This is a genomic window from Thauera sp., assembly GCF_047601425.1.
Taxonomy (GTDB): Bacteria; Pseudomonadota; Gammaproteobacteria; order Burkholderiales; family Rhodocyclaceae; genus Thauera.
The window spans coordinates 2,036,538-2,058,231 of record NZ_JASGJL010000001.1 but is presented as its reverse complement, the minus strand read 5'-3'; the positions used below and the strand labels follow the sequence as shown (position 1 = coordinate 2,058,231).

The following is a 21,694-nucleotide window of genomic DNA, read 5'->3' as shown; positions in this document are numbered from 1 at the left end:
TATATTCCATATGGATTTATGACGATGTTATTTTCAGTTCATTAAACATGCAACCGGAATTTGATGGGGCTTGTCGCAATGTTGTGCTGCCGGCTCGGTTGGGCTATGAAAAAGCCCCGCACCGGATGGAACCGGTGCGGGGCGGTGGAAGTGGCTTGCCGCTGGAGAGGGTGGGTGTCAGAACGGCAGTGCCAGCTCCGGCCACACGCCTTCGATGGCGCGGCGGAAGTCAGCCTGGATGCGCGCCAGCGCTTCGGCGCTGTCGGCCTCGAAGCGCAGCACGACCACCGGCGTGGTGTTGGACGGCCGCGCCAGGCCGAAGCCGTCGGCGTATTCGACGCGCACACCGTCGAGGGTGATGACTTCTTGCGCGCCGTCGAAGCGGGCGGTTTCCTTCAGCCGCTTGACCAGTTCGAAGGGCTCGCCTTCCTTCATCTTCAGGTTCAGCTCGGGTGTGCTGATCGAGTCCGGCAGCGCCTTCAGCGCGGCATTGGCGTCGGCGCGGGCGGACAGGATCTCGAGCAGGCGGGCGCCCGAGTAGAGGCCGTCGTCGAAGCCGAACCAGCGTTCCTTGAAGAACATGTGGCCGCTCATCTCGCCGGCCAGCGGGGCGCCGGTTTCCTTGAGCTTGGCCTTCACCAGCGCGTGGCCGGTGTTCCACATCGTCGGCTTGCCGCCGCGCTCGCGGATCCAGGGGGCGAGCTTGCGGGTGCATTTGACGTCGAAGATGATCTCGCCGCCGGGCACGCGGCTCAGCACGTCCTCGGCGAACAGCATCAACTGGCGGTCGGGGTAGATGATCTCGCCGTCCTTGGTCACGACGCCGAGGCGGTCGCCGTCGCCGTCGAAGGCCAGGCCCAGTTCGGCGTCGGTGTCGCGCAGGGCGCGGATCACGTCCTGCAGGTTTTCCGGCTTGGACGGGTCGGGGTGGTGGTTGGGGAAGCTGCCGTCGACTTCGCAGAACAGCTCGACCAGTTCGCAACCGAGGCGGCGGAACAGCGCCGGGGCGGTGTTGCCGGCGACGCCGTTGCCGCAGTCGATGACGATCTTCATCGGCCGCGCCAGCTTCACGTCGCCGACGATGCGTTCGACATAGGCTTCGGTCACGTCCGCGGTGCGCAGTGCGCCGGGCGCGGCGGCGCGGACGAGGTCGTCGTCGGCGATGCGGGTGCGCAGGGCCTGGATCATGTCGCCGTACAGGGTCTGGCCGCCGAGCACCATCTTCAGGCCGTTGTAGTCGGGCGGGTTGTGGCTGCCGGTGACCGAGACGCAGGAATCGCAGCCGAGGTGGTGGGCGGCGAAGTAGGTTAGCGGGGTAGGCACGCAGCCGATGTCGATGACGTCCACGCCGGCGGCGCGGATGCCGTCGGCCAGGGCGCCGGCCAGCGCCGGGCCGGACAGGCGGCCGTCGCGGCCGACGGCGATGGCCTGCTGGCCGCGGGCGACGGCTTCGGAGCCGAGGGCATGGCCGATGGCGCGTACCGCGTCCGGCGTCAGCACGGTGTCGACGATGCCGCGGATGTCATAGGCCTTGAAGATTTCGGGGGCGGGCAGGGCGTGGCGGTTCGAGGTCATGGATGGGGCTGCGTGGATTGGACGAAAGCCGGCATTGTATGCCGGGTGGGCTTGCCGGTCAGGCGGCGGGATTGAGGCAGGTTGTTTCCGGGTGCGTGCAAAATTGCTGCACGGCCGCAGAAGAACAGAGGGGCCGGATACCTGGCGGTATCGGCCCCCTTGGCATAGACGATACTGCGCGGCCGGAACCGCGCAGGCTGTGCTCAGTGGTGTCCCTTGGGATGCTCGCCGGTGAAGACGTAGTGCGCGCTACAGTAGGGGCACACGGCCTCGCCGGTCTTGAGCACGTCGAGGAAGACGCGCGGGTGGCGGGCCCACAGCGGCGCGCCCGGCGGCGGGCAGTGCAGCGGCAGGTCCTTGGCGGTGATGGCGACGGCCTGGGTCTTGTCGGTGTTCTCGACCATGGAAAAGTCCTCTTGCGTGGAGATCAGACGTAGGCGAGCCAGTGCTCGTATTCCGGCGCACGGCCATTGACGATGTCGAAGAAGCGGGCCTGCAGCCTGGTGGTGACCGGGCCGCGCTTGCCTTCGCCGATGATGCGGTCGTCGAGTTCGCGGATCGGCGTGACTTCGGCCGCGGTGCCGGTGAAGAAGGCTTCGTCGGCGAGGTAGACGTCGTCGCGGGTCAGGCGCTTGGAGCTGAACTCGTAGCCGAGTTCGCGCGCCACGGTGATGATCGAGTCACGGGTGATGCCGGTCAGCGCTGAGGCGATCTCGGGTTCGTAGATCTTGCCGTCCTTGACGATGAACAGGTTCTCGCCCGCGCCTTCGGCGACGAAGCCCTGGTTGTCGAGCAGCAGCGCCTCGTCGTAGCCCATCTTGGTGACTTCGAGGTTGGCGAGGATGGAGTTGGGGTAGGTGCCGGCGAGCTTGGCGCGCGGCATCGTCGAGTTGACGTGGTGGCGGGTGTAGGACGAGGTCTTGACGCGGATGCCCTTTTCCAGGCCGTCCTCGCCCAGGTAGGCGCCCCACGGCCAGGCGGCGATGGCGACGTGCACGGTGGCGCCACGGGTCGAGATGCCCATCTTCTCCGAGCCGTAGAAGGCCAGCGGGCGCAGGTAGCAGGATTCGAGCTTGTTGGCGCGCACGACCTCCTTCTGCGCTTCCATGAGTTCATCCTTGGAGTAGGGGATGTCCATCATGTAGATCTTGGCCGAGTTGATCAGGCGCTGGGTGTGCTCGGCGAGGCGGAAGATGGCGGTGCCCTTGGCGGCGTTGTATGCACGGACACCTTCGAAGACGGCCAGACCATAGTGCAGGGAATGGGTCAGCACGTGCGTGGTCGCTTCGCGCCACGGAACGAGCTTGCCGTCTTGCCAGATGAAACCGTCGCGATCAGCCATGGACATGATTGGGTTCTCCACCTCAGGAAAGTTGAATTCGGCAGCCCGCGTCCGGCGGGCGGAACCTGCGAATTCTAGCGCAAAGGCAGGGGCTGCGAACGTCCTGTCGCATCGCCGGAAGCCTTGCTTCCGTGGGAAAAGGCACAGGCGCGCTAGAATGCCGGGCTGTCTTTTCCGGAGTGGACCTTGATCGATCGCGAGTGGAAACCCAATGTCACCGTCGCTGCCGTCATCGAGCGGGACGGCCGCTTCCTGCTGGTCGAGGAGCACACGCCCGGCGGCCTGCGTTTCAACCAGCCCGCGGGGCATCTTGAGCGCGACGAATCGCTGCTGGAGGCGGTGGCGCGCGAGGCGCTGGAGGAAACCGCGCATCGTTTCGTGCCCGAGTACCTGGTCGGCATCTACCAATGGACGCGGCCGCAGGGCGACGTCACCTACCTGCGCTTTGCCTATGGCGGCCGGGTGGAAGGCGAGGAGATCGGCCGCCGGCTCGACGACGGCATCGTGCGTGCGGTATGGATGACCATCGACGAGGTGCGTGCCACCGCAGAGCGTCACCGCAGCCCGCTGATCCTGCAGTGCATCGAGGACTGGCTGGCGGGGCAGCGGCATCCGCTGTCGCTGGTGCGGCACTACTGATCCGGCGGATGTACGGCATCTGCCTGGCGATTCTGCTGGCTGTTGCGGGGCTGGCGCAGGCCATGGAGCCGGCTGCGGAAGTCGGCATCTGCCATGGCTACGGTTGTACATACGAGGGTGTGGCGCGCTATGACGCGGCGGAACTGGCGAACCTGGCCGAGTGGCTGGGCAAGGCGCGGACGCCGGCGGAGGAGCGCGCCCTGCTCGGCGAGGCGGTGGGCCGGCTGTACCGCGTGGCTGGCCGGCAGTTGCCGGTGGGGGCGGACCGTGGCGGCAATCTGTTGGACGATGGCGTGGAAGGCCGCATGGACTGCATCGACCATTCGACCTCGACCACCCGCCTGCTGAAGCTGCTGGAGTCGCGCGGCGTGCTGCGCTTTCACCGGGTGCTCGAACCCGGGCGGCGCAGCTGGCTGATCTTCCAGCACTTCAGCGCGGTGATCGAGGAACTGACGCTGGCCGAGTCCATCGAGCGATTGCCGCCGGGTTCGGCGCTGGCGCGCTGCAGTTGCACGGAAGACGGTCTGATCATCGAAGGCCCGGACGGTGCCGAAGCGCCCGCGCCGGGCGAACGTTATGCGGTCGACAGCTGGTTCGTCGACAATGGCGAGGCGGCAATCGTGCTGCCGCTCGCCGAATGGCTCAATGGAGGTGGACCGAATGTCCAGTAAGCAGGATGGAAACGGCATGAAGGTGGTCGTCGGCATGTCCGGCGGCGTGGATTCGTCGGTGACGGCGCTGCTGCTGAAGCAGCAGGGCTATGACGTGACCGGCCTGTTCATGAAGAACTGGGAGGACGACGACGATTCCGAATACTGTTCGACGCGGCAGGACCTGGTCGATGTGGCCTCGGTCTGCGATGTGATCGGCATCGACCTCGAAGTCGTCAACTTCAGCGCCGAATACAAGGACCGGGTGTTCGCCGACTTCCTGCGCGAGTACGAGGCCGGGCGCACGCCGAACCCGGACGTGCTGTGCAACTCCGAGATCAAGTTCCGCTGTTTCCTCGACCACGCCATGCAGCTCGGTGCCGAGCGCATCGCCACCGGCCATTACGCCCAGGTGCGCGAATGGAGCAGCGACGGCCGCAGCGAATTCCAGTTGATGAAGGCCGAGGACGGCACCAAGGACCAGAGTTATTTCCTCTACCGCCTGAACCAGCAGCAGCTGGCGAAGACCCTGTTCCCGCTCGGCACCCTGTACAAGCGCGAGGTGCGCCGCATCGCCGAGCAGGCGGGCCTGCACGTCGCGGCAAAGAAGGATTCGACCGGGATCTGCTTCATCGGCGAGCGGCCGTTCCGCGAGTTCCTGATGCGCTACCTGCCGACGCAACCGGGCGAGATCCGCGCGCTCGACGACGAGCGCGTGCTGGGCGAGCACCAGGGCCTGATGTACCACACCATCGGCCAGCGCAAGGGCCTGCACATCGGCGGCATCAAGGGCAACCAGGACGAGGCCGGCGAGCACGATGCCTGGTACGTGGCGAAGAAGGACGTGAAGGCCAACGTGCTGTACGTGGTGCAGGGGCACGACCATCCCGCGCTGCTGCGCGACCGCCTGGCGGCGGCCGACCTCAACTGGATCGCCGGCCGCGACCCGCACACCAACTGGGTGTACACCGCCAAGCCGCGCTACCGCACGCCCGACATGCCGTGCGAGATTGACCGCATTGCCGACGGGCGCGCCGAGATCGCCTTCGCCCAGCCGCAGTGGGCGCTGACGCCGGGGCAGAGCGTGGTGGTCTACGAGTCCAAGGTCTGCCTCGGCGGCGGCATCATCGTCTGAGGCCGGCCGTGCTCAACAGGGCATCGACCCGGCCAGCCGCGGCTGGCCCTGCTGGTGCGCCCTGGCGGCGAAGGCTTCGCAGCGTTCGATGAACTCGCGCGTGCTCTTGGGCATCGGCACGCGCGCGCGGGTGATGTAGGTGACGAGGTCGCGGCCCTGCAGCAGCAGGCCGTGGCCGTCGGTGGCCAGCTGCCGTTCGGCGGCGCTGACGCCGTGAGACAGCCGCGGCGCGAAGGCGGCGAGTTCTTCCGAGGCGACGACGAAATCCGACCACACGTCGAAGATGTCGGGGTCGGTACGCAGCGTCTCGCACTTGATCTTGGCTGCTTCGGCGAAGCGGGCGATGGCGGGCTGGATACCCTCGTACAGCGGCGTGGCAGAAAGGGTGGCGCTCAGCGTCTCGGCCAGGCGGTCGATGTCGCGCAGCGTCTGCGCGATCTTGATGATGCGGCTGTCGTAGAAGGCCTCGACCGGGATCGAGAAGGCGCGGAAAGGCTCGCCCCACAGTTCGTCGATGCCTTCCTCGCCGCTGCGGTGCAGCACCAGCTTGCCCAGGCTCAGCGCTTCCTGCAGGCAGAAGCCGCATTCGCGCATCAGTGCGTTGTCGGTCTCGATCTCGATGCCCAGTTCCTGCAGCTCGACCAGCTTGGTGAAGATGTCGGTGGCGCGGTTGAACAGCGCACCGGCGAGCATCGCGCCCTTGACCCGCTTGCGGGCAGGGTCCTGCTCGGCCTCGTAGGCCTTGCGGGCATCGTCCAGGCGCTTGCCGGGGATGTTGATGCCGTGCTCGACGTGGTTGAACAGCCTGCGCGTCAGTGCCTGGATGAGCTGTTTCTTGGCCTTGAGCGAATTGGCGGGCGGGTCGTAAACCTTGATCCAGTAGCCGTCACAGAAAATGCGGCGGACACCATCGACGAGAGCGATGGTGCCGTTTTCGGTAGGAGCGTTCATGGCCATTCCGACCTTCATGGCTTGCGATTGGGGGCGCCGGATGGGTTGGCGCCAGCTGTTCCGGCCGGGACAGCGATCCGGCCGGGACGCGGAGTCTTGCGCAATGCGCGCGAAAGCACAAGCCTTGTCGGTGGCGGGCCGGGCTCAGATCAGGTCGGCGGGAATCACCGCGCGCAGCACGGTCTGGGTTTCATGCTCGCGCACGCGGTTGGTGAACCACCACAACGCTCCTTTCTTGATCGTCCAGTCGGCCTCCTGGCCCGACAGCAGCAGGGCGGCGAGGCGGCCGAGCGAGGGCTGGTGGCCGACCACCAGGGCTGCGCCGCTGGCGTCCGGCCAGCCGGTGGCGGCGAGGATGTCGGCGACGTTGCCTTCCGGCCCGAGGCCGTTGACGATCTCGAAGTCGTTGGCAAAGGCAGCGGCGGTCTGGCGTGTGCGCACCGTCGGGCTCACCAGCACGCGCATGCGCTTGGGATGGTTTTCCGCCAGCCATGCCGCCATGCGCCTGGCCTGTTTATGGCCGCGCTGGGTCAGCTCGCGCGTGTGGTCGGGGGTGCCGTCGACCGCTTCGGCGTGGCGCCAGAGCAGGAGGTCCATTCGCTTCTCCATCGGATCGGGGGCCTGCATCATGCCCTGCTCCTGTTGCAGGCTCGTGACGCTGTCCGGCATGCCGGCGGTGTGCCCGTGGCTGCCGGCGCCGCTTACCACGGTGTCTTGCCCCACAGCACGGGCTCGCCAGCCTGCAGCACGCCGTGCCGCAGGCTGGCGTAGCGCGGCGCGTGCCAGCCCAGCACGAAGGCGGCGGCGGGCTGCAGCGATGTGTCGGCCGCGGCCCAGCCGAGCAGGCGCTCGCGGGCGATGTCAACGTCCTGCAGGAAGCCCAGCGTGGCAAGGGTTTCGACGAGGGTTTCGCGGTAGCGGGCGACGGCCTTGGCGGGAAACAGCGGGGCGAAGAACTCGATGCCGTAGCGCAGCTGCTTGAAGCCGATGCGCAGCATGTGCAGTTGCGTGGGTTCGAGCGCCGATGCCGTCTCGAACTGGCGCCGCGCCCGCTTGCGCAGGCGAGCCAGGCGCAGGCGGGCGAAGGTGCGAAGGTCGGCGGCGTCAACCAGGTTGTTGCCCTGCAGGCGCAGCAACTCGGCACTGAGTTCGAGCAGCAGGCGTCCCTGCGCGGCCATGTCGAGCGCCTTTTCGGTGGTCTGGTAGGCTGCGTCGCGGGCTTGTGCCGCCCTCTGCAGCAGCTTCGCCATCGAGGCGTCGTCGGCCAGCCCTTCGGGCGTGATCGGCGCAAGCAGCTCGTGGTGGAGGACGTCGAGGTCGCGCGCGTCGCCGAAGCGCTTGGCATTCTCGCGCAGGCGTGCGTTCCAGCGGCCGGCGAAGTCGGCCGGCAGGGCGGGCGTGAACAGCTTGATCAGCGCGCGCAGCCGGCGCTGGGCGACGCGGAGCTGGTGGATGAAGTCGGCGTGGGCGGTGTCCGCGCCGGTGTCCGGCAGCAAGGCCGTGGCATTGGCCTGCCATTGGCGCACACAGCTGAAGGCCAGGCGGCGGAAGGCGTCGACGACGTTGCCGCCGGGCTGGATGTCGGAGGCCTCCGCCCGCGCCGCGCTGAGCGGTGTGCCGAGAAACAGGCGGTAGCCGCGCTCGGCCTTGGACACGTCGGCAGGCATCAGCGGCAGGGTTTGCGCCAGCTCGCAGGCCAGCGCGAAGAGGTCGTCGGCCTCGCCCTGCTCGAGTTCCAGCTCCAGTTCGCAGATCGGCGCCTGGCGCGCCACGCCCTCGGGCGTCGTCACGAGGACTTCGCCGGTGTCGATCATCAGCAGGATGCTCGTGCCTTCGCGCGGGCTCAGACGGCGTGTCTCGCGGCGGAAGCGGGTGGTGAATACCGGCACCAGCGTGTCGGCGTGGCGGTTCAGCAGCTTGGCGGCTTCGGGGGCATCGATCTGCGAGAAATCGAAGCTGCCCGAATAGGGCTGCTCCCACTCGGGGCGCTGCGAAAGTCCGCCGCTCGACACTGCGGCGCATTTCACCGTCTGCAGCCAGGTGCGGCCCTGGCGGCGGGTGCGCACGGCGACTTTGTGCGCCTTGAGCTGCAGCCGCGGCGTGTCGTAGTAGGTGTTGTCCAGGGTCACGGTGTTGCCGAGCTTTTCCGCGCTGGCGACCAGCGGGTGGCGGCGCAGCGCGGCGAGTGCGCGCTTCGGCAAGGCAAGTTTCAGCTCGATTTCCTGGCTCATGATGCTTGGCCCCGGCGAGGGGCGTTGGGATGAAAACCTCCGGATTCTAGTCATCCGCCAAGAGGGCGTCATGCACGGTTCGATGATGTTTATGTTTCAAGTCGGGCGTCATTCGCCGAAGACGTGCTGCCACAGCGCGACGACCGGCGCGCGCGCGGCTTCTGCTTCCTCGGGCGGGACGCGCGAGGGCAGGCCGTTGAGCCGCTGGCGGTGCTGCAGCCGGCGCAGTTCGCGATAGCTGTCGGCGCAGGCGGCGGCGAGTTCGGCCGGGATCAGGCCGAGCTCGCCGGCGATGCGCAGCAGCGCGATGTTGCCGAGGTTGCCGGTGAGCTGCGGATGGGCGTACGAGTGGCCCAGCACCAGATACTGGATCAGGAACTCGACGTCGATCAGGCCGCCGCGGTCGTGCTTGAGGTCGAAGCGCTCGGGGTCCTTGCCGGCGTGGGCATCGCGCATCTTGTGGCGCATTGCCAGCACTTCGGCACGCAGGCTGTCGAGTTCGCGCGGCAGGCGCAGGACTTCGTCGCGAATGCGTTCGAAGGCTTCGCCGAGGCGGCGGTCGCCGGCCGAGAAGCGGGCGCGGGTTAGCGCCTGGTGTTCCCACACCCAGGCCGATTCGAGCTGGTACTTGCGGAAGGCTTCGAGCGACACCGCGATCATGCCGGCGTCGCCGTTGGGGCGCAGGCGCAGGTCGGTTTCGAACAGCTGGCCGGCTGCGGTCTGGCTCGACAGCCAGGTGTTGGTGCGCTGGGCGAGCCGGGTGTAGACCTCGGCGGCTTCGAACGCTTCGTCGTCATAGAGAAAGACGATGTCGAGGTCGGAGGCGTAGCCGAGCTCCTTGCCGCCGAGCTTGCCGTAGCTGATGACGGCGAAGGCCGGCTGGTCGCGGTGGCGGATCTTGATCCGGCTCCAGCAGCGCGGCAGCGTCAGGTCGAGCATGATGTCGGCCAGTTCGGAGAGGTGGTCGGCGAGCTTTTCCACCGTCAGCAGGCCGGCGATGTCCTGCGTCAGCAGGCGGAACACCTGGGCGTGGTGCTGTTCGCGCATCACGTCCATCTGGCGCTCCATGTCGGGCTCCAGCGCTTCGAGTTCGGCGTCGAGGCTGGCGCGGAAAGACTGCCAGTCTGGCGTGCTCTCCAGGCTGTGGGTGTCCAGCATCTCGTCGAGCAGGATGGGATGGCGCGTCAGATACTGCGCGCCCCAGCGCGATGCGCTCACCAGATCGGCGACGCGGCGCAGCGCCTGCGGATACTGCTGGAGCAGGGCGAGGTAGGCGCCGCGGCGGCCGATGGCTTCCATCAGGTCGAGGCAGCGGGCGAGGGTGTCGTCCGGCCCCGGGGTGGCCGCGGCGGCTTCGAGGATGCGCGGAATCAGCGCGTCGAAGCGGCTCTTGATGTTGTTGGGCAACTGGCTGTAGCGCGCGCTGGCGCGGATCGAGGCCAGGCGTTCGGCGGCGTCGCGCGGCCGGCGGTAGCCGAGTTCGCCCAGTGCCGAAGCGACGCTGTCCACGTCCTCGGCGTTGGCCCAGGTGGTGTCCAGGCTGTGGTCCTCGTCCGAAGGGTCGCCGAACACCGCGTCGAAGTGCCGGCTGACCGCCGCGCGGTGGGTGTCGAGCACGGCGAACAGTGCGGCGGAGTCGGCAAAACCCATCGCCTGCGCGATCAGCGCCTGGTCGTCCTCGCTGGCGGGCAGGTCGTGGGTCTGGGCGTCGTCGAGGTACTGCAGGCGGTGTTCGAGCCGGCGCAGGAAGTCGTAGGCCGCGGTCAGCTCGGCCACGGTTTCGGCCGCGAGGATGCCGCGTTCGGCCAGTTGTGCCAGCACGGCCAGGGTCGGGCGGATCTGCAGCGCGGTGTCGCGACCGCCGCGGATGAGCTGGAACACCTGGGCGATGAATTCGATCTCGCGGATGCCGCCGGGGCCGAGTTTGACGTTGTTGGCGCGGTCGCGGCGGGCGACTTCGCGGCGGATCTGCGCATGCAGGTCGCGCATGGCGTTGATGGCGCCGAAGTCGAGGTATTTGCGGAACACGAAGGGGCGGGCGATGTTGCCCAGTTCGGTCCAGCGCTCGCCCAGCATCACCCGCGCCTTGATCCAGGCGTAGCGCTCCCATTCGCGCCCCTGGGTGACGAAGTAGTTTTCCAGCATGTCGAAGCAGCACACCAGCGGGCCGGAGTCGCCGTTGGGGCGCAGGCGCATGTCGACGCGGAAGACCTGGCCGTGTTCGGTGACTTCAGCCAGGGCCTTGATCAGTTGCTTGCCCAGGCGCTCGAAGAATTCGTAGTTGCTGATGGCCTTGTTGCCGCCGGTGTCGCCGTCTTCGGGGTAGATGAAGATCAGGTCGATGTCGGAGGATACGTTCAGTTCGCGCCCGCCGAGCTTGCCCATGCCGATCACCAGCAGCTCCTGCTCCCAGCCGGTGGGTGACAGCGGCAGGCCGTAGCGTTCGACCAAGGCGGCGCGCAGCACGTCGTGGGCGTGGCGCACCGCGACTTCGGCCAGCGTCGTCATGGTTTCGGTGACTTCGGCCAGCGGCGCGCCGCAGCACAGGTCGCGCACGATCAGGTGGCACAGCACCCAGATGCGCAACTGGCGCAGGGTAGGGCGCAAGGCTTCGTCCGGGCTGCCGAAGGCGGCTTCGCGCGCGGCGATGAAGGCTTCCATGCGGCGCGCGTCGATCGGGCCGCCGATGCTGGCCGCCAGCGCTTCGCCCAGCCAGGATTGGCTGTCGAGCATGCGGCCCAGGTAGCGGGAGAAGCGGCGGGCGTCGTGCACCGCTTGTGGCAGTGCCGGCGGGGCGTCGGGGGTGGCGGGCATGGCGGTTCCGGTGCCTTGGTCTGATCATTGATAGAATGTCGGCCCCGCGGCGAATGGCGCTGGCGGGCGCCGTCTGCGCGAGCATGCGTAGTGTATCCGGGCGCCGCCGTCTCCGTGCGTGCCGGCGGGTGCCCGGGAACGGGGCTGGACGCGATCCTGCGTGCCGCGGTTGTCCGTTCATCCCGAATTTCGGCTCGGCAAGCCGTTGCGATGCTGCATGAATCCGCTTCCCGAACCCCTTCCCGAGTCGCCCGCGCCGGAGTCGCCCACGGCGCGGCGTGCCCGGCGTTCGCGCGTGGTGCTGGGCCGGATCGGCAGGGCGCTGGTCTGGGGCTGGATCGCCGTCGCCAGCGTGATGCTGTTGCTCAGGCATGTGGTGCTGCCCGCGGTCGGCGGGTTCAACGACGAGATTGCCGGCATCGCCGGGCGTTCGCTCGGCTTGCCGGTGGCGATCGAGTCGATCGACGGCGACTGGGCCGGCTGGCGTCCGCGCCTCGTGCTGCAGCGTGTCACCGTGTCGGATGCGGAGGGCCGGCCGGCCCTGCACCTGCCCAGGGTGGACGCCACGCTGGCGTGGACTTCCCTGCTGCGCGGGCAGGCGCATTTCCACCGCCTGGAGATCACGGCGCCGGAGCTGAGGCTGAGGCGCGATGTGGATGGGCGGGTGTTCGTTGCCGGCCTGCCGGTGTCAGACGGCGAGGGCGATGGTGGCGGCCTGGACTGGCTGCTGGCACAGCGCCAGATCGTGATCCACGACGCCGTGCTGCGCTGGGACGACCGGCTGCGGGTAGCGCCGGAGCTGGTGCTGGAAAAGGTGGAGCTGCGCCTCGACCAGCGTTTCGGCCAGCGCCGCTTCGCCTTGCGCGCCCAGCCGCCGCTGGCGCTGGCGTCGATGCTGGACGTGCGCGGCGAACTGCAGCGCCTTGATGCCGATGCGCCATTTTCGCCGGCGTCGGCCGGGCGGCTCTATGTTTCGCTCGACCGCGCCGATCTGGGGGGCTGGCAGCCATGGCTGGATTATCCGCTGCCGCTGCAGGGCCATGGCGGCGTGCGTGCGTGGCTGGAGTCGCGGCAGGAAGGGCGCTTCGCGCTGCCGGGCGGCCTGGGTTTCGGCCAGACGGTTGGGCGCGGCTGGGCGGTGACGGCGGACCTTGCGCTGGACGGGGTGCGCACGCAGCTCGGCGAGGCCTTGCCGGAGCTGCTGCTGGAGCGCCTGGACGGGCGCTTGAGCGTTGAGCGTTCGGCTGGCGAATACCGCTTGAGCACGCAGGGGCTGGCGCTGCGCACGATGGACGGTCTGGCGCTGCAGCCGACCGATCTGGAACTGCAGTTCAGGGACGAAGCGTCCGGTCAGCAAGGCGGGCAGCTGGTGGCCAACCGGCTCGATTTCGATACGCTGGCTCGCCTGGCCGCTTTCCTGCCGTTGGACGAGGCAGTACGGACCCGGCTCGCCGCACTCGAGCCGCAGGGCCGGCTTGAGGCCTTGAGCTGGCGCTGGGACGGAGCGCCGGCCGAACCAAGGAGCTGGGCTGCTGCCGCACGTTTTGCCGGACTGGGGCTGCAGGCGGGAGAAGGCATGCCCGGCCTCGGCGGCCTGAGCGGCATGTTCGACGGCAACGAGCAGGGCGGGCGGTACCGGCTGGATAGCCGCGATGCCCACCTCGACCTGCCCGAGGTGTTCGAGTCCGGCCGTCTGCAGTTCGACATGCTGCGTGCCGACGGCGGCTGGCAACAGCGCGGCGGGCGGCTCGAGGTCACGCTGGACAGCGCCCAGTTCGATAACGCGGATGCCGCCGGCAGTGCTTCCGGCGTCTATCGGCCGCAGGCAGGCAGCGCAGGGGAGATCGACCTGCAGGCCCGGCTGACGCGCGCCGAGGGCCGGGCCGTATGGCGATATCTGCCGCGCGTGGTCGGCTCCCACACGCATGACTGGGTGCGCGACGCCATCCGCCGTGCAGACGTACCGGAGGCCAGCTTGCGCTTGCGTGGCGCGCTGGACGACTTCCCGTTCCGCAATGGCGAGGGCGAATTCCGTGTCGCGGTGCGTGTTGCCGATGGGGTGCTCGACTATGCGGATGGCTGGCCTGCGATCGAGGGCATCTTCGGCGAAGTGCGTTTCATCGGGCCGGGGATGCGCATCGAAGCGACCCGTGGCCGCATCTTCGGTGTGGCGCTGAGCGACGTCGTCGTCAATATGCCGGAACTGGACATGGGGCTTTCCGACCTGATGACCATCACCGGCAAGGCCAGCGGGACGACTGCCGATTTCCTGCGTTTCGTGTCGGAGAGTCCGGTATCGGCCCGCATCGGCGGTTTCACCGACGGCATGCGGGCAGAGGGCAGGGGGACGCTCGATCTTCGCCTGGTGATGCCGCTGGAGAACGTCGATGAGAGCACGGTCGCCGGCGAATACCGCTTCAGCGCCAACCGGCTGTGGCTGGCCGAGGGGCTGCCGGTGCTGGAAGGCGCGGCAGGCCGGCTGGGCTTTACCGAGGACAGCTTGTCGATGTCCGAGGGGCGGGCGCAATTTCTCGGCTCGCCCGTCCGCATCACCGCGCGTACGCTGGACGATGGCACGGTCCGTTTCGAGGCCAGCGGCGCGGCGAGCGCCGGGGCGTTGTCGGCAGCCGGGGAGCTGCCCCTGCTGGCACATCTGTCGGGCAGCATGGCGTGGAAGGCGCAGGTCGGCGTGGCTGGCGGCGGCGTACACGTGGGCGTGGAGTCGGACCTTACCGGACTGGCGTCGAGCCTGCCCCCTCCCCTGAACAAGAGCGTGGGCGAGCGCTGGCCGCTGCAGGTCCGCTTCGATGCGCCGGGCGGATCGGAGGCTCGGACATTGAAGCTGGAGCTGGCTGGAGAGCACGGCATGCCGCTGCGGGCCGAGCTGCTCTGGCCTGCCAGGGGGGCGATGCGCGGTGGTGTGGTGCTGAATGCTGCAGGTACGGCCCCCATGAAGCTGGCCGAGCGCGGCCTGCGGGTGGAGGGGCGTCTCGATGCGCTCGACGCCGACGCCTGGCGCAAGAGTTTCGACGCTGAAGCCGGTGAGGGTAATGGCGAGGGAGAAGTGGCCCTGCCGCTGGCCGATTTGACGCTGCAGATCGGCCGGCTGCAGGTTTTCGGCCAGACGCTGAATGGCTTTGCCCTGCACAGCGTGAGTGATGCGGGCGGCTGGAAGGCGCGCATCGACAGCGACCGTGCCGCGGGCGAGCTCGATTGGCGCGACAGCGGCCCCGGTGCCCTGCGCGCGCGCTTCGAGCGGCTGAACATCGGCCAGGCGCAGGAGACGGAGGAGGGCGGGCGGAACGAGGCGTCTGCCTCGGAGACCGAAACGCCGCCGCGCCGGCTGCCGGCGCTCGACGTGGTCGCCGAGCAGTTCGTACTGGGAGGCAGGGATCTCGGCCGGCTTGAAGTGTTCGCGCGCAATCGCGCCGGCGTATGGCAGCTCGAACATCTCGGGCTCCGCAATGCGGATGGCCGATTGAACGGCAGTGGCGAATGGCGTACCACAGGCCAGCAGTCCACCCGGCTCGATTTCGATCTGCAGGTGGAGGACATCGGCCGCTTCTCGCAGCGGCTCGGCTACGGCGACGTGGTGCGCGGCGGCAAGGCCACGCTGGGCGGGCAAGTGCGCTGGCATGGAGCGCCGACCCGGCTCGACTACCCGACGCTGGCCGGCCGGATGGAGCTGGCGGCGGAGGCGGGCCAGTTCAACAAGCTGGAGCCCGGTGTCGGCCGCCTGCTGGGCATTCTCAGTCTGCAGGCCCTGCCGCGCCGGATCACGCTCGATTTCCGCGATGTGTTTTCGGCAGGATTCGCCTTCGATGGCATTTCCGGTAGCATCGACGTGGCCGACGGCGTGATGCGCACCGATGATCTCGAGATTCGCGGGCCGGCTGCGCGTGTGCGCATGCGAGGTTCGGCCGACGTCGAGGCCGAAACACAGGATCTGCGTGTCGCGGTGCAGCCCACCCTGTCGGAGTCGGTCGCGATCGGCGCTGCGGCGGGTCTGTTGAACCCGGTTGCGGGCGTGGTGACCTATCTGGCGCAGAAGGCGCTCAGCGATCCGATCGAAAGACTCTTTGCCTATGAATACGAAATCACTGGTACCTGGAGCGATCCAGCCGTCCGGCGCCTGGGCGGCGCACAGCCGCCGCCGGCCGAATGAGATGCTGGATGGCCTGCCTGTGATTTAGTGTCCTTCCTGGAACCACTCCCATCCCTGATTGCCAAGTCCTGCATGAACAGATCGTCTTCTTCCGCACCCGTATCCGCTTCCGGCTGCACGCCTGTCGCCGCCATCCAGATGGTGTCCGGCCCCGATGTGGCCGCCAACCTCGAAACCGCCGCCGGCCTGGTGGCGGAGGCCGCTGCGGCAGGCGCGCGCCTGGTGGCCTTGCCGGAATATTTTCCGCTGATCAGCGCCGATGAGCAGGCCAAGATCGGCATCCGCGAGGCCGATGGCAGCGGGCCGCTGCAGGATTTCCTTGCCGGGCTGGCTGGCCGGCATGGCGTGTGGCTGGTGGGCGGGACCGTGCCGCTGGTGGCCGAGGCCGACGACAAGGTGCGCAACAGTACGCTGGTGTACGACGATGCTGGCCGGCGCGTGGCGCGCTACGACAAGATCCATCTGTTCGGTTTCCAGCGCGGGGCCGAGCGTTATGACGAGGCGGTGACGATCGAGCCGGGCGCTACCGTGTGCAGCTTCGATTCCCCCGTTGGACGCGTGGGGCTGTCGGTGTGCTATGACCTGCGTTTTCCCGAACTCTTTCGTGCCATGGGCGAGGTCAACCTGATCGTGCTGCCGGCTGCCTTCACCCATACCACCGGCCGTGCGCACTGGGAGGTGCTGCTGCGTGCCCGTGCGATCGAGAACCAGTGCTACGTGATGGCGCCGGCCCAGGGCGGGCGCCATCCAAGCGGGCGGGTGACCTGGGGCCACAGCATGATCGTAAACCCATGGGGCGAGGTGCTCGCCTGCCGCGACGAAGGCCCCGGCGTAGTGCTGGCGGAGGTCAACGTCGCGCGCATCGCGGCTGTGCGCGAGAGCCTGCCGGCGCTGCATCACCGCTGCCTGGGCTGAGCGGGCCGCCGAATATATCGAACCAGAATCAGGCGCGATCATTTGTGCGTCTGGCCGGTCCAAGCCGGCAACGAATCCAAGGACCCAGCATGAGCAAGAGCCAGAATCCGCTGAAAATCGCCGACCGTTACCTGTTGTCGCCTTATGGCCTGGGCGAGGCGGAGTTGGAGAAGACCTTCCGCAAGCTGATGCGCCATGACATCGACTTCGCCGACCTGTATTTCCAGTATCAGCGCTCCGAGGCCTGGAGCCTGGAGGAAGGCATCGTCAAGTCGGGCAGCTTCGACATCGAGCAGGGCGTGGGCGTGCGCGCCATCAGCGGCGAGAAGACGGCTTTCGCCTATTCGGACGACATCTCGCTCGATGCGTTGCTGGGAGCTGCGACTGCCACCCGCGCGATCGCCGCGGCCGGCGAGCGCCGCAGCGTGAGCATCGTGCCGCACAAGCTCAAGACGCGGCTGTACCGCAGCGACGATCCGCTCGATTCGCTCGACGACACCGCCAAGGTCAGGCTGCTGGAACGGCTCGAGGGTTTCGCCCGCGCCGAAGACCCGCGCGTCACCCAGGTCATGGCGCATATCGCCGGCACCTGGGAAGTGGTGATGGTGGCGCGCAGCGACGGCCACCTGGCGGCCGACGTGCGGCCGCTGGTGCGGGTGTCGATCACCGTGATCATGGAAGAGGACGGCCGTCGCGAGCAGGGTAGCGGCGGTGGCGGCGGACGTTACGACTATGGGTATTTCAGCGACGAGCGCCTGCATGAATATGCGCACGCCGCGGTGCATCAGGCGCGCGTCAACCTCGGTGCCGACCCGGCGCCGGCCGGCTCGATGCCGGTGGTGCTGGGGCCGGGCTGGCCGGGCATCCTGCTGCACGAGGCGATCGGCCATGGCCTGGAAGGCGATTTCAACCGCAAGGGCAGTTCGGCGTTTTCAGGCCGCATCGGCCAGCAGGTCGCTGCCAGGGGCGTCACCGTGGTCGATGACGGCACGCTGCCGGACCGCCGCGGTTCGCTGTCGATCGATGACGAAGGCAACCCGACCCGGCGGACGGTGCTGATCGAGGACGGCATCCTTACCGGCTACATGCAGGACATGATGAATGCACGGCTGATGGACATGGCGCCGACCGGCAACGGGCGGCGCGAATCCTTTGCCCACCTGCCGCTGCCGCGCATGACCAACACCTACATGCTGAACGGCGACAAGGACCCGGAAGAGATCATCAAGTCGGTGAAGAAGGGCTTGTATGCGGTGAACTTCGGTGGCGGCCAGGTCAACATCACCTCGGGCAAGTTCGTGTTCTCGACCGCCGAGGCCTACCTGATCGAGGATGGCAAGGTCACGCGCCCGGTGAAGGGGGCGACGCTGATCGGCAATGGCCCGGATGCGCTGACCAAGGTGAAGCTGATCGGCAACGACATGCGGCTCGACCCCGGCGTCGGCACCTGCGGCAAGGACGGCCAGAGCGTGCCGGTGGGTGTCGGCCAGCCGACGTTGCGCATCGACGGCCTGACGGTTGGCGGCACGGCCTGAAGTCCGTGCGCCGGGGGCGCCCGTTCAGCTCTGGACGGGCTTGCCGGCCTTGTCCTTGGTGCCGCTGGTATCGTGTTCGTCGCCGGTGCAGTTGCTCGTCCGATCCAGTTCGGTGGCCGGCAGCAGGCTGGTGGCCTGCGCCGGCGTGCAGATGGCGTAGGCGAGCGCGGTGGTGGTGATGAGGGTGATGATGGTCTGACGCTTGATCATGGTGTGCTCCTTTGGTCCGTTCAGCGTTCGACGTCCGGACTGCCGCCGCGGAACAGATCGGGCGTCAGGCCGTGGCGCTGCAGCAGGCGGTAGAACTCGGTGCGGTTGCGTTCGGCCAGCCGTGCAGCGTCGGACACGTTACCCGCAGTCAGTTTGAGGAGCTGTATCAGGTAGTTTCTCTCGAAGCGGCGCTTGGCCTCCGCATAGCCGAGCGCTTCGATCGGCTGTACCCGCAGCGCGCGTTCGACCAAGCTGCGCGGAATCAGCGGCGTCGTCGCCAGGGCGCAGACCTGTTCGATGACGTTCTGCAACTGGCGCACGTTGCCCGGCCATCTGGCCAGGGCCAGCGCTTCGAGCGCATCCGGGGCGAAGCCGCTCAGTTCCTTGCCGTATTTTTGTGCCACCTGGCGCAGGAAATGCTCGGCCAGCAGCGGAATGTCTTCGCGCCGTTCGGCGAGCGTGGGCAGTTCCAGGCCGACGACGTTGATGCGGTAATAGAGGTCTTCGCGGAACTGGCCGGTGGCCAGCGCTGCATCGAGGTCGCGGTGGGTGGCGGACAGGATGCGCAGATCGACCGGCTCGGCGCGCGTGGCGCCCACCGGGCGTACGGCGCGTTCCTGCAGCACGCGCAGCAGCTTGACCTGCAGCGAAGGCGGCATGTCGCCGATCTCGTCGAGGAACAGGGTGCCGCCATGCGCGGCCTGCACCAGGCCGCTATGGTTGCTGGTGGCGCCGGTGAAGGCGCCGCGTACGTGGCCGAACAGTTCGGATTCGAGCAGGGGTTCGGGAATCGCGCCGCAGTTGATGGCGACGAAAGGCGCTGCGGCACGCGGGCTGGCGCGGTGGATGGCGTGGGCGAGAAGCTCCTTGCCGGTGCCGCTGTCGCCGCGAATCAGCACGCTGGCGTCCGATGCGGCAACCAGCCTCGCCTCGTCCAGCAGCGCGTGCATGCGCGTGCTGTGGCTGATGATGTCGGCCCGCCAGCTTTCGTCCGCGGCGTGGCCGGTAGCCGGGGCAGGAGCGCCGAGCTGAAGGGTCTGGGTGATGCGCGTCAGCAGCGCCTGACTGTCGAAGGGCTTGGTCAGGTAGCCGGCGACGCCGCGCGAGGTGGCTTCGACCGCATCCGGAATCGTGCCGTGGGCGGTGATCAGGATGACCGGCAGCGCCGGGTGCTGCTGGCGGATTTCATCGAACAGGGCGAGGCCGTCGCCATCGGGCAGACGCACGTCGCTGAGCACCAGGTCGAAACGCTCGGTGCCGAGCCGGCTGCGTGCCTCGACGGCGGATGCCGCGGTGGCGACCCGATAACCGCTGGCCTTCAGGCGCATCGACAGCAGGCGCAGCAGGTCGGTGTCGTCGTCGATCAGCAGCAGGTGCTGCGCGCAGGCTGCTGCAACGGGAGGATGGCGCCGGCTCACTGGGGACGCGAATGCGGAACGGCAGGCGCCAGGCTGCGCTCGATTTCGGCCAGGGCGTCGAGCTTGCGCTGCAGTGCCTCGTTGCGTTGTTCGCTGTCCTTGAGTGCCGCGGCGCTTTGTTCGAGCTGCTGGTTGAGGCGTTCGTTGAGCCCGAGGAGCCGCTGACGCTCCTGGATCTGATCGAGAAGCGCCCGCGCATAGGGCTGCAGTGCGCGTGACTCGGCGTCTTCGGCGGCCAGCAGGCCTTGCAGCAGGTTGCGGGCGCGCGGCAGGTTGGACTGGCGCGGCCTGGCGGCGCTGATTGCGGCCTGCAAGGTCTGTTCGGCGCCTGCCTTGGGCGAAGGCGGATCATGTGGCGGCTGGGGAGGCAGCAAGCCACAACTCGACAGCAGTAGCGGACCCAGCAGCAGGAGAAGGGCGGCGGATGAGGTGCCAAACGGGGTGGCGTGGGCGGAGGCGCGTGGCATCGGCGTCGAATGGGAGTCAGGTTGCATGGGGGAGTTCGACTCGGAAATGAGCGCCGCGTTCGGTGGGCAGCGCGGAAACCTTGCCGTGATGTGCGGCAATGAACTCGCGCACGATCGCCAGACCGAGTCCGGTGCCCTTGGAAGTGCGTTCGTCGGGATGGCTGCCCTGAAAGAAGGGCTCGAAGATGCGTTCGGATTCTTCCGGGCGGATGCCTGGGCCGTCGTCGATGCAGTCGATCAGCACTTTTTCATCCCGGGTCGATAGCTCGACGCGTACCTTGCTTCCCGCCGGGCTGAAGCCTACGGCGTTGGCAATCAGGTTCGACAGCGCGATGCGCAGCTTGCCGGGATCGGCGCGCACGAGCGGGGCGTCGCCGGCGATGTCGATCGCCACGCCGCGTGCTTGTGCCTGCAACTGCAGCTCGCTGGCAACTTCGCGCACCATCGGCAGCAGCGCGCTCGGCTGCAGGTCGAGGCGGCGGGAGTCGAACTGGATGGCGTTGTAGTGCAGCAGCTGTTCGATGCGTTCCTGCAGGGCCCGCGTATTGTGTTCGAGGATGGTCGTGACTTCCCGCTGCTCGGGCGTGAGCCGGCCGAGTACGCCGTCGGCGAGCAGCGAGACGCCTTCGCGAAGGGATGCGAGCGGCGTCTTGAGTTCGTGGGAGACGTGGCGCAATACGCGATTCCGGTTGGCTTCCAGTTCGCTCAGGCGCACGCGCAGCCAGTCGAGCTGCTTGCCGACCTGGCGCAGGTCTGCAGGGCCGCCGATGCGGATGGCCTGGTTGAGGCGGTTTTCACCGAGGTCCGAGATGCTCCGGCCGATGTGGCGCAGCGGGCGCAGCAGCCACCAGCCGGTCAGTGCGGCAAGGGCGACGGCAAGAGCCAGCGCGCCGAGGATCTGCAGGCTCAGCTGTCCGCGGCGCTGATCGAGCGCGTCGAGCAGTTCGACGTTGCTGTCGACGATATGCGTGCGGACGGCCTGGGCCAGGCTGTCGTTGAGCTGCACCAGTTCCCCCAGGGCGGTGAAGGCTGTCTGGCTGCGCAGCTCGGGGGACATGGACGAGGCGTCGCTGGCGACTGCGGTGTCGGCCGCTGCTGCCTGATCGCGCCACCGGGAAGCGAGGGGGGCGACGCTGGCCAGTTGAGTCTCGATGCGGGCCAGGGCGGAGAGGGCTTCGGCTTTGGCGCCGTTGAAGCGTTCGAGGAAGGACGCCTCTTCGTGCACCAGGTACTGGCGCGCACCGCGCTCGAAATCGACGGTGCGTTCGGCGAGTTGCTGCATGTCGCTGTTGAGCGCGAGTGCTGCTGCGGAACTGCGACGGCTGTCGCGAGCAAAGCTTTCGAGGTCGAGCCAGCCGCTGACGGCCGCAGCGCTCAGAATGGCGACGATCGACAGGAAGCTCGCGAGCAGGGTCGAAGTGAAGGACGGACGCAGCATCGTGGAGGTGCTCGGCGGAAAGAACTGACTTTGCGATTCTAGCGAGCCTCGGGCTGGCTGGCGCAGGCAAATCATCTGGAATTGGGCTGGTTCAGATGCCTGTCGCTCTGGAGTGACACTGTAAATCCATTGAATAACAAATGGTTGCCGGAGTAGTGCTGATCGAATGTCGGGCTAGGGCGACAAATAGGCGGCCGGCTATCGGTGCC

Annotated in this window: 17 protein-coding genes; 6 read left to right on the top strand and 11 right to left on the bottom strand. The window is 67.9% G+C overall.

Translation table 11 applies throughout. The features are described from left to right. Positions 1-177 precede the first annotated feature (177 nt). The 3 genes from QM748_RS10140 to QM748_RS10130 form a co-directional block, all read right to left on the bottom strand. Entirely contained in the window at positions 178-1,575 is a 1,398-nt protein-coding gene (locus tag QM748_RS10140) for a phosphomannomutase/phosphoglucomutase (protein ID WP_415246860.1), read from the bottom strand. A 203-nt stretch (positions 1,576-1,778) separates the two neighbouring features. Next, on the bottom strand, positions 1,779-1,979 hold the full coding sequence (locus QM748_RS10135) for a zinc-finger domain-containing protein (RefSeq protein ID WP_415246859.1): 201 nt from the start codon (positions 1,977-1,979) through the stop codon (positions 1,779-1,781). Between the two features lie 23 nt (positions 1,980-2,002). Next, entirely contained in the window at positions 2,003-2,923 is a 921-nt protein-coding gene (locus QM748_RS10130) for a branched-chain amino acid transaminase (protein WP_415246858.1), read from the bottom strand. 180 nt (positions 2,924-3,103) lie between these two features. On the opposite strand from QM748_RS10130, the gene QM748_RS10125 reads away from it, so the two are divergent. From QM748_RS10125 to mnmA, 3 genes are read left to right on the top strand one after another with little or no spacing between them, the layout of a single operon-like run. Next, positions 3,104-3,556: an NUDIX hydrolase gene (locus QM748_RS10125; protein ID WP_415246857.1), complete on the top strand. Its 453-nt coding sequence runs from the start codon at positions 3,104-3,106 to the stop codon at positions 3,554-3,556. 8 nt (positions 3,557-3,564) lie between these two features. Beyond that, positions 3,565-4,227 (top strand): hypothetical protein, encoded by a 663-nt coding sequence (locus QM748_RS10120; protein WP_415246856.1) that lies wholly within the window; start codon positions 3,565-3,567, stop codon positions 4,225-4,227. Between the two features lie 16 nt (positions 4,228-4,243). Continuing rightward, on the top strand, positions 4,244-5,341 hold the full coding sequence (mnmA, locus tag QM748_RS10115; RefSeq protein WP_415248048.1) for a tRNA 2-thiouridine(34) synthase MnmA: 1,098 nt from the start codon (positions 4,244-4,246) through the stop codon (positions 5,339-5,341). Positions 5,342-5,353: 12 nt separating this feature from the next. Here mnmA and QM748_RS10110 read toward each other — a convergent pair whose 3' ends face one another. The 4 genes from QM748_RS10110 to glnE all read right to left on the bottom strand — a co-directional run bounded on the left by QM748_RS10110 (position 5,354) and on the right by glnE (position 11,337). Next, a complete protein-coding gene (locus tag QM748_RS10110; protein WP_415246855.1) occupies positions 5,354-6,298 on the bottom strand; it encodes a hypothetical protein in 945 nt (314 codons plus the stop codon). 138 nt (positions 6,299-6,436) lie between these two features. Then, positions 6,437-6,889 carry a phosphohistidine phosphatase SixA gene (gene sixA, locus QM748_RS10105; protein ID WP_415246854.1) on the bottom strand — a complete coding sequence of 151 codons (453 nt, stop codon included), beginning with the start codon at positions 6,887-6,889 and terminating at the stop codon, positions 6,437-6,439. A gap of 104 nt (positions 6,890-6,993) precedes the next feature. Further along, positions 6,994-8,523, bottom strand: coding sequence for a CHAD domain-containing protein (locus QM748_RS10100; protein WP_415246853.1), 1,530 nt, complete (start codon positions 8,521-8,523; stop codon positions 6,994-6,996). A 108-nt stretch (positions 8,524-8,631) separates the two neighbouring features. Beyond that, complete coding sequence (gene glnE, locus QM748_RS10095; RefSeq protein ID WP_415246852.1) at positions 8,632-11,337, bottom strand: bifunctional [glutamate--ammonia ligase]-adenylyl-L-tyrosine phosphorylase/[glutamate--ammonia-ligase] adenylyltransferase; 2,706 nt, start codon at positions 11,335-11,337, stop codon at positions 8,632-8,634. Positions 11,338-11,554: 217 nt separating this feature from the next. Between glnE and QM748_RS10090 the strand changes: the two genes are divergently transcribed. From QM748_RS10090 to tldD, 3 genes are all read left to right on the top strand, one after another. Beyond that, a complete protein-coding gene (locus tag QM748_RS10090) occupies positions 11,555-15,502 on the top strand; it encodes a YhdP family protein (RefSeq protein WP_415246851.1) in 3,948 nt (1,315 codons plus the stop codon). Positions 15,503-15,574: 72 nt separating this feature from the next. Further along, positions 15,575-16,417 carry a carbon-nitrogen hydrolase family protein gene (locus QM748_RS10085; protein ID WP_415246850.1) on the top strand — a complete coding sequence of 281 codons (843 nt, stop codon included), beginning with the start codon at positions 15,575-15,577 and terminating at the stop codon, positions 16,415-16,417. 89 nt (positions 16,418-16,506) lie between these two features. Next, on the top strand, positions 16,507-17,952 hold the full coding sequence (tldD, locus tag QM748_RS10080) for a metalloprotease TldD (protein ID WP_415246849.1): 1,446 nt from the start codon (positions 16,507-16,509) through the stop codon (positions 17,950-17,952). Between the two features lie 24 nt (positions 17,953-17,976). Here the strand turns inward: tldD and QM748_RS10075 are convergent, their stop codons facing one another. The 4 genes from QM748_RS10075 to QM748_RS10060 all read right to left on the bottom strand — a co-directional run bounded on the left by QM748_RS10075 (position 17,977) and on the right by QM748_RS10060 (position 21,485). Continuing rightward, positions 17,977-18,162 carry a hypothetical protein gene (locus tag QM748_RS10075; RefSeq protein ID WP_415246848.1) on the bottom strand — a complete coding sequence of 62 codons (186 nt, stop codon included), beginning with the start codon at positions 18,160-18,162 and terminating at the stop codon, positions 17,977-17,979. A 20-nt stretch (positions 18,163-18,182) separates the two neighbouring features. Beyond that, entirely contained in the window at positions 18,183-19,580 is a 1,398-nt protein-coding gene (locus tag QM748_RS10070; RefSeq protein ID WP_415246847.1) for a sigma 54-interacting transcriptional regulator, read from the bottom strand. Beyond that, the gene (locus QM748_RS10065) at positions 19,577-19,954 is read right to left on the bottom strand and encodes a hypothetical protein (protein ID WP_415246846.1); all 378 of its coding nucleotides are present in this window, start codon (positions 19,952-19,954) and stop codon (positions 19,577-19,579) included. The genes QM748_RS10070 and QM748_RS10065 overlap by 4 nt, the downstream gene beginning before the upstream one ends. A gap of 109 nt (positions 19,955-20,063) precedes the next feature. Continuing rightward, a complete protein-coding gene (locus QM748_RS10060; RefSeq protein ID WP_415246845.1) occupies positions 20,064-21,485 on the bottom strand; it encodes a sensor histidine kinase in 1,422 nt (473 codons plus the stop codon). Positions 21,486-21,694 lie beyond the last annotated feature (209 nt).

Coding starts and splice junctions, on each gene's coding strand:
- QM748_RS10140 (WP_415246860.1), bottom strand. CDS start 1,575: ATGACCTCGAACCGCCACGCCCTGCCCGCCCCCGAAATCTTCAAGGCC.
- QM748_RS10135 (WP_415246859.1), bottom strand. CDS start 1,979: ATGGTCGAGAACACCGACAAGACCCAGGCCGTCGCCATCACCGCCAAG.
- QM748_RS10130 (WP_415246858.1), bottom strand. CDS start 2,923: ATGTCCATGGCTGATCGCGACGGTTTCATCTGGCAAGACGGCAAGCTC.
- QM748_RS10120 (WP_415246856.1), top strand. CDS start 3,565: ATGTACGGCATCTGCCTGGCGATTCTGCTGGCTGTTGCGGGGCTGGCG.
- mnmA (WP_415248048.1), top strand. CDS start 4,244: ATGAAGGTGGTCGTCGGCATGTCCGGCGGCGTGGATTCGTCGGTGACG.
- QM748_RS10110 (WP_415246855.1), bottom strand. CDS start 6,298: ATGGCCATGAACGCTCCTACCGAAAACGGCACCATCGCTCTCGTCGAT.
- sixA (WP_415246854.1), bottom strand. CDS start 6,889: ATGGACCTCCTGCTCTGGCGCCACGCCGAAGCGGTCGACGGCACCCCC.
- QM748_RS10100 (WP_415246853.1), bottom strand. CDS start 8,523: ATGAGCCAGGAAATCGAGCTGAAACTTGCCTTGCCGAAGCGCGCACTC.
- glnE (WP_415246852.1), bottom strand. CDS start 11,337: ATGCCCGCCACCCCCGACGCCCCGCCGGCACTGCCACAAGCGGTGCAC.
- QM748_RS10090 (WP_415246851.1), top strand. CDS start 11,555: ATGAATCCGCTTCCCGAACCCCTTCCCGAGTCGCCCGCGCCGGAGTCG.
- QM748_RS10085 (WP_415246850.1), top strand. CDS start 15,575: ATGAACAGATCGTCTTCTTCCGCACCCGTATCCGCTTCCGGCTGCACG.
- tldD (WP_415246849.1), top strand. CDS start 16,507: ATGAGCAAGAGCCAGAATCCGCTGAAAATCGCCGACCGTTACCTGTTG.
- QM748_RS10075 (WP_415246848.1), bottom strand. CDS start 18,162: ATGATCAAGCGTCAGACCATCATCACCCTCATCACCACCACCGCGCTC.
- QM748_RS10060 (WP_415246845.1), bottom strand. CDS start 21,485: ATGCTGCGTCCGTCCTTCACTTCGACCCTGCTCGCGAGCTTCCTGTCG.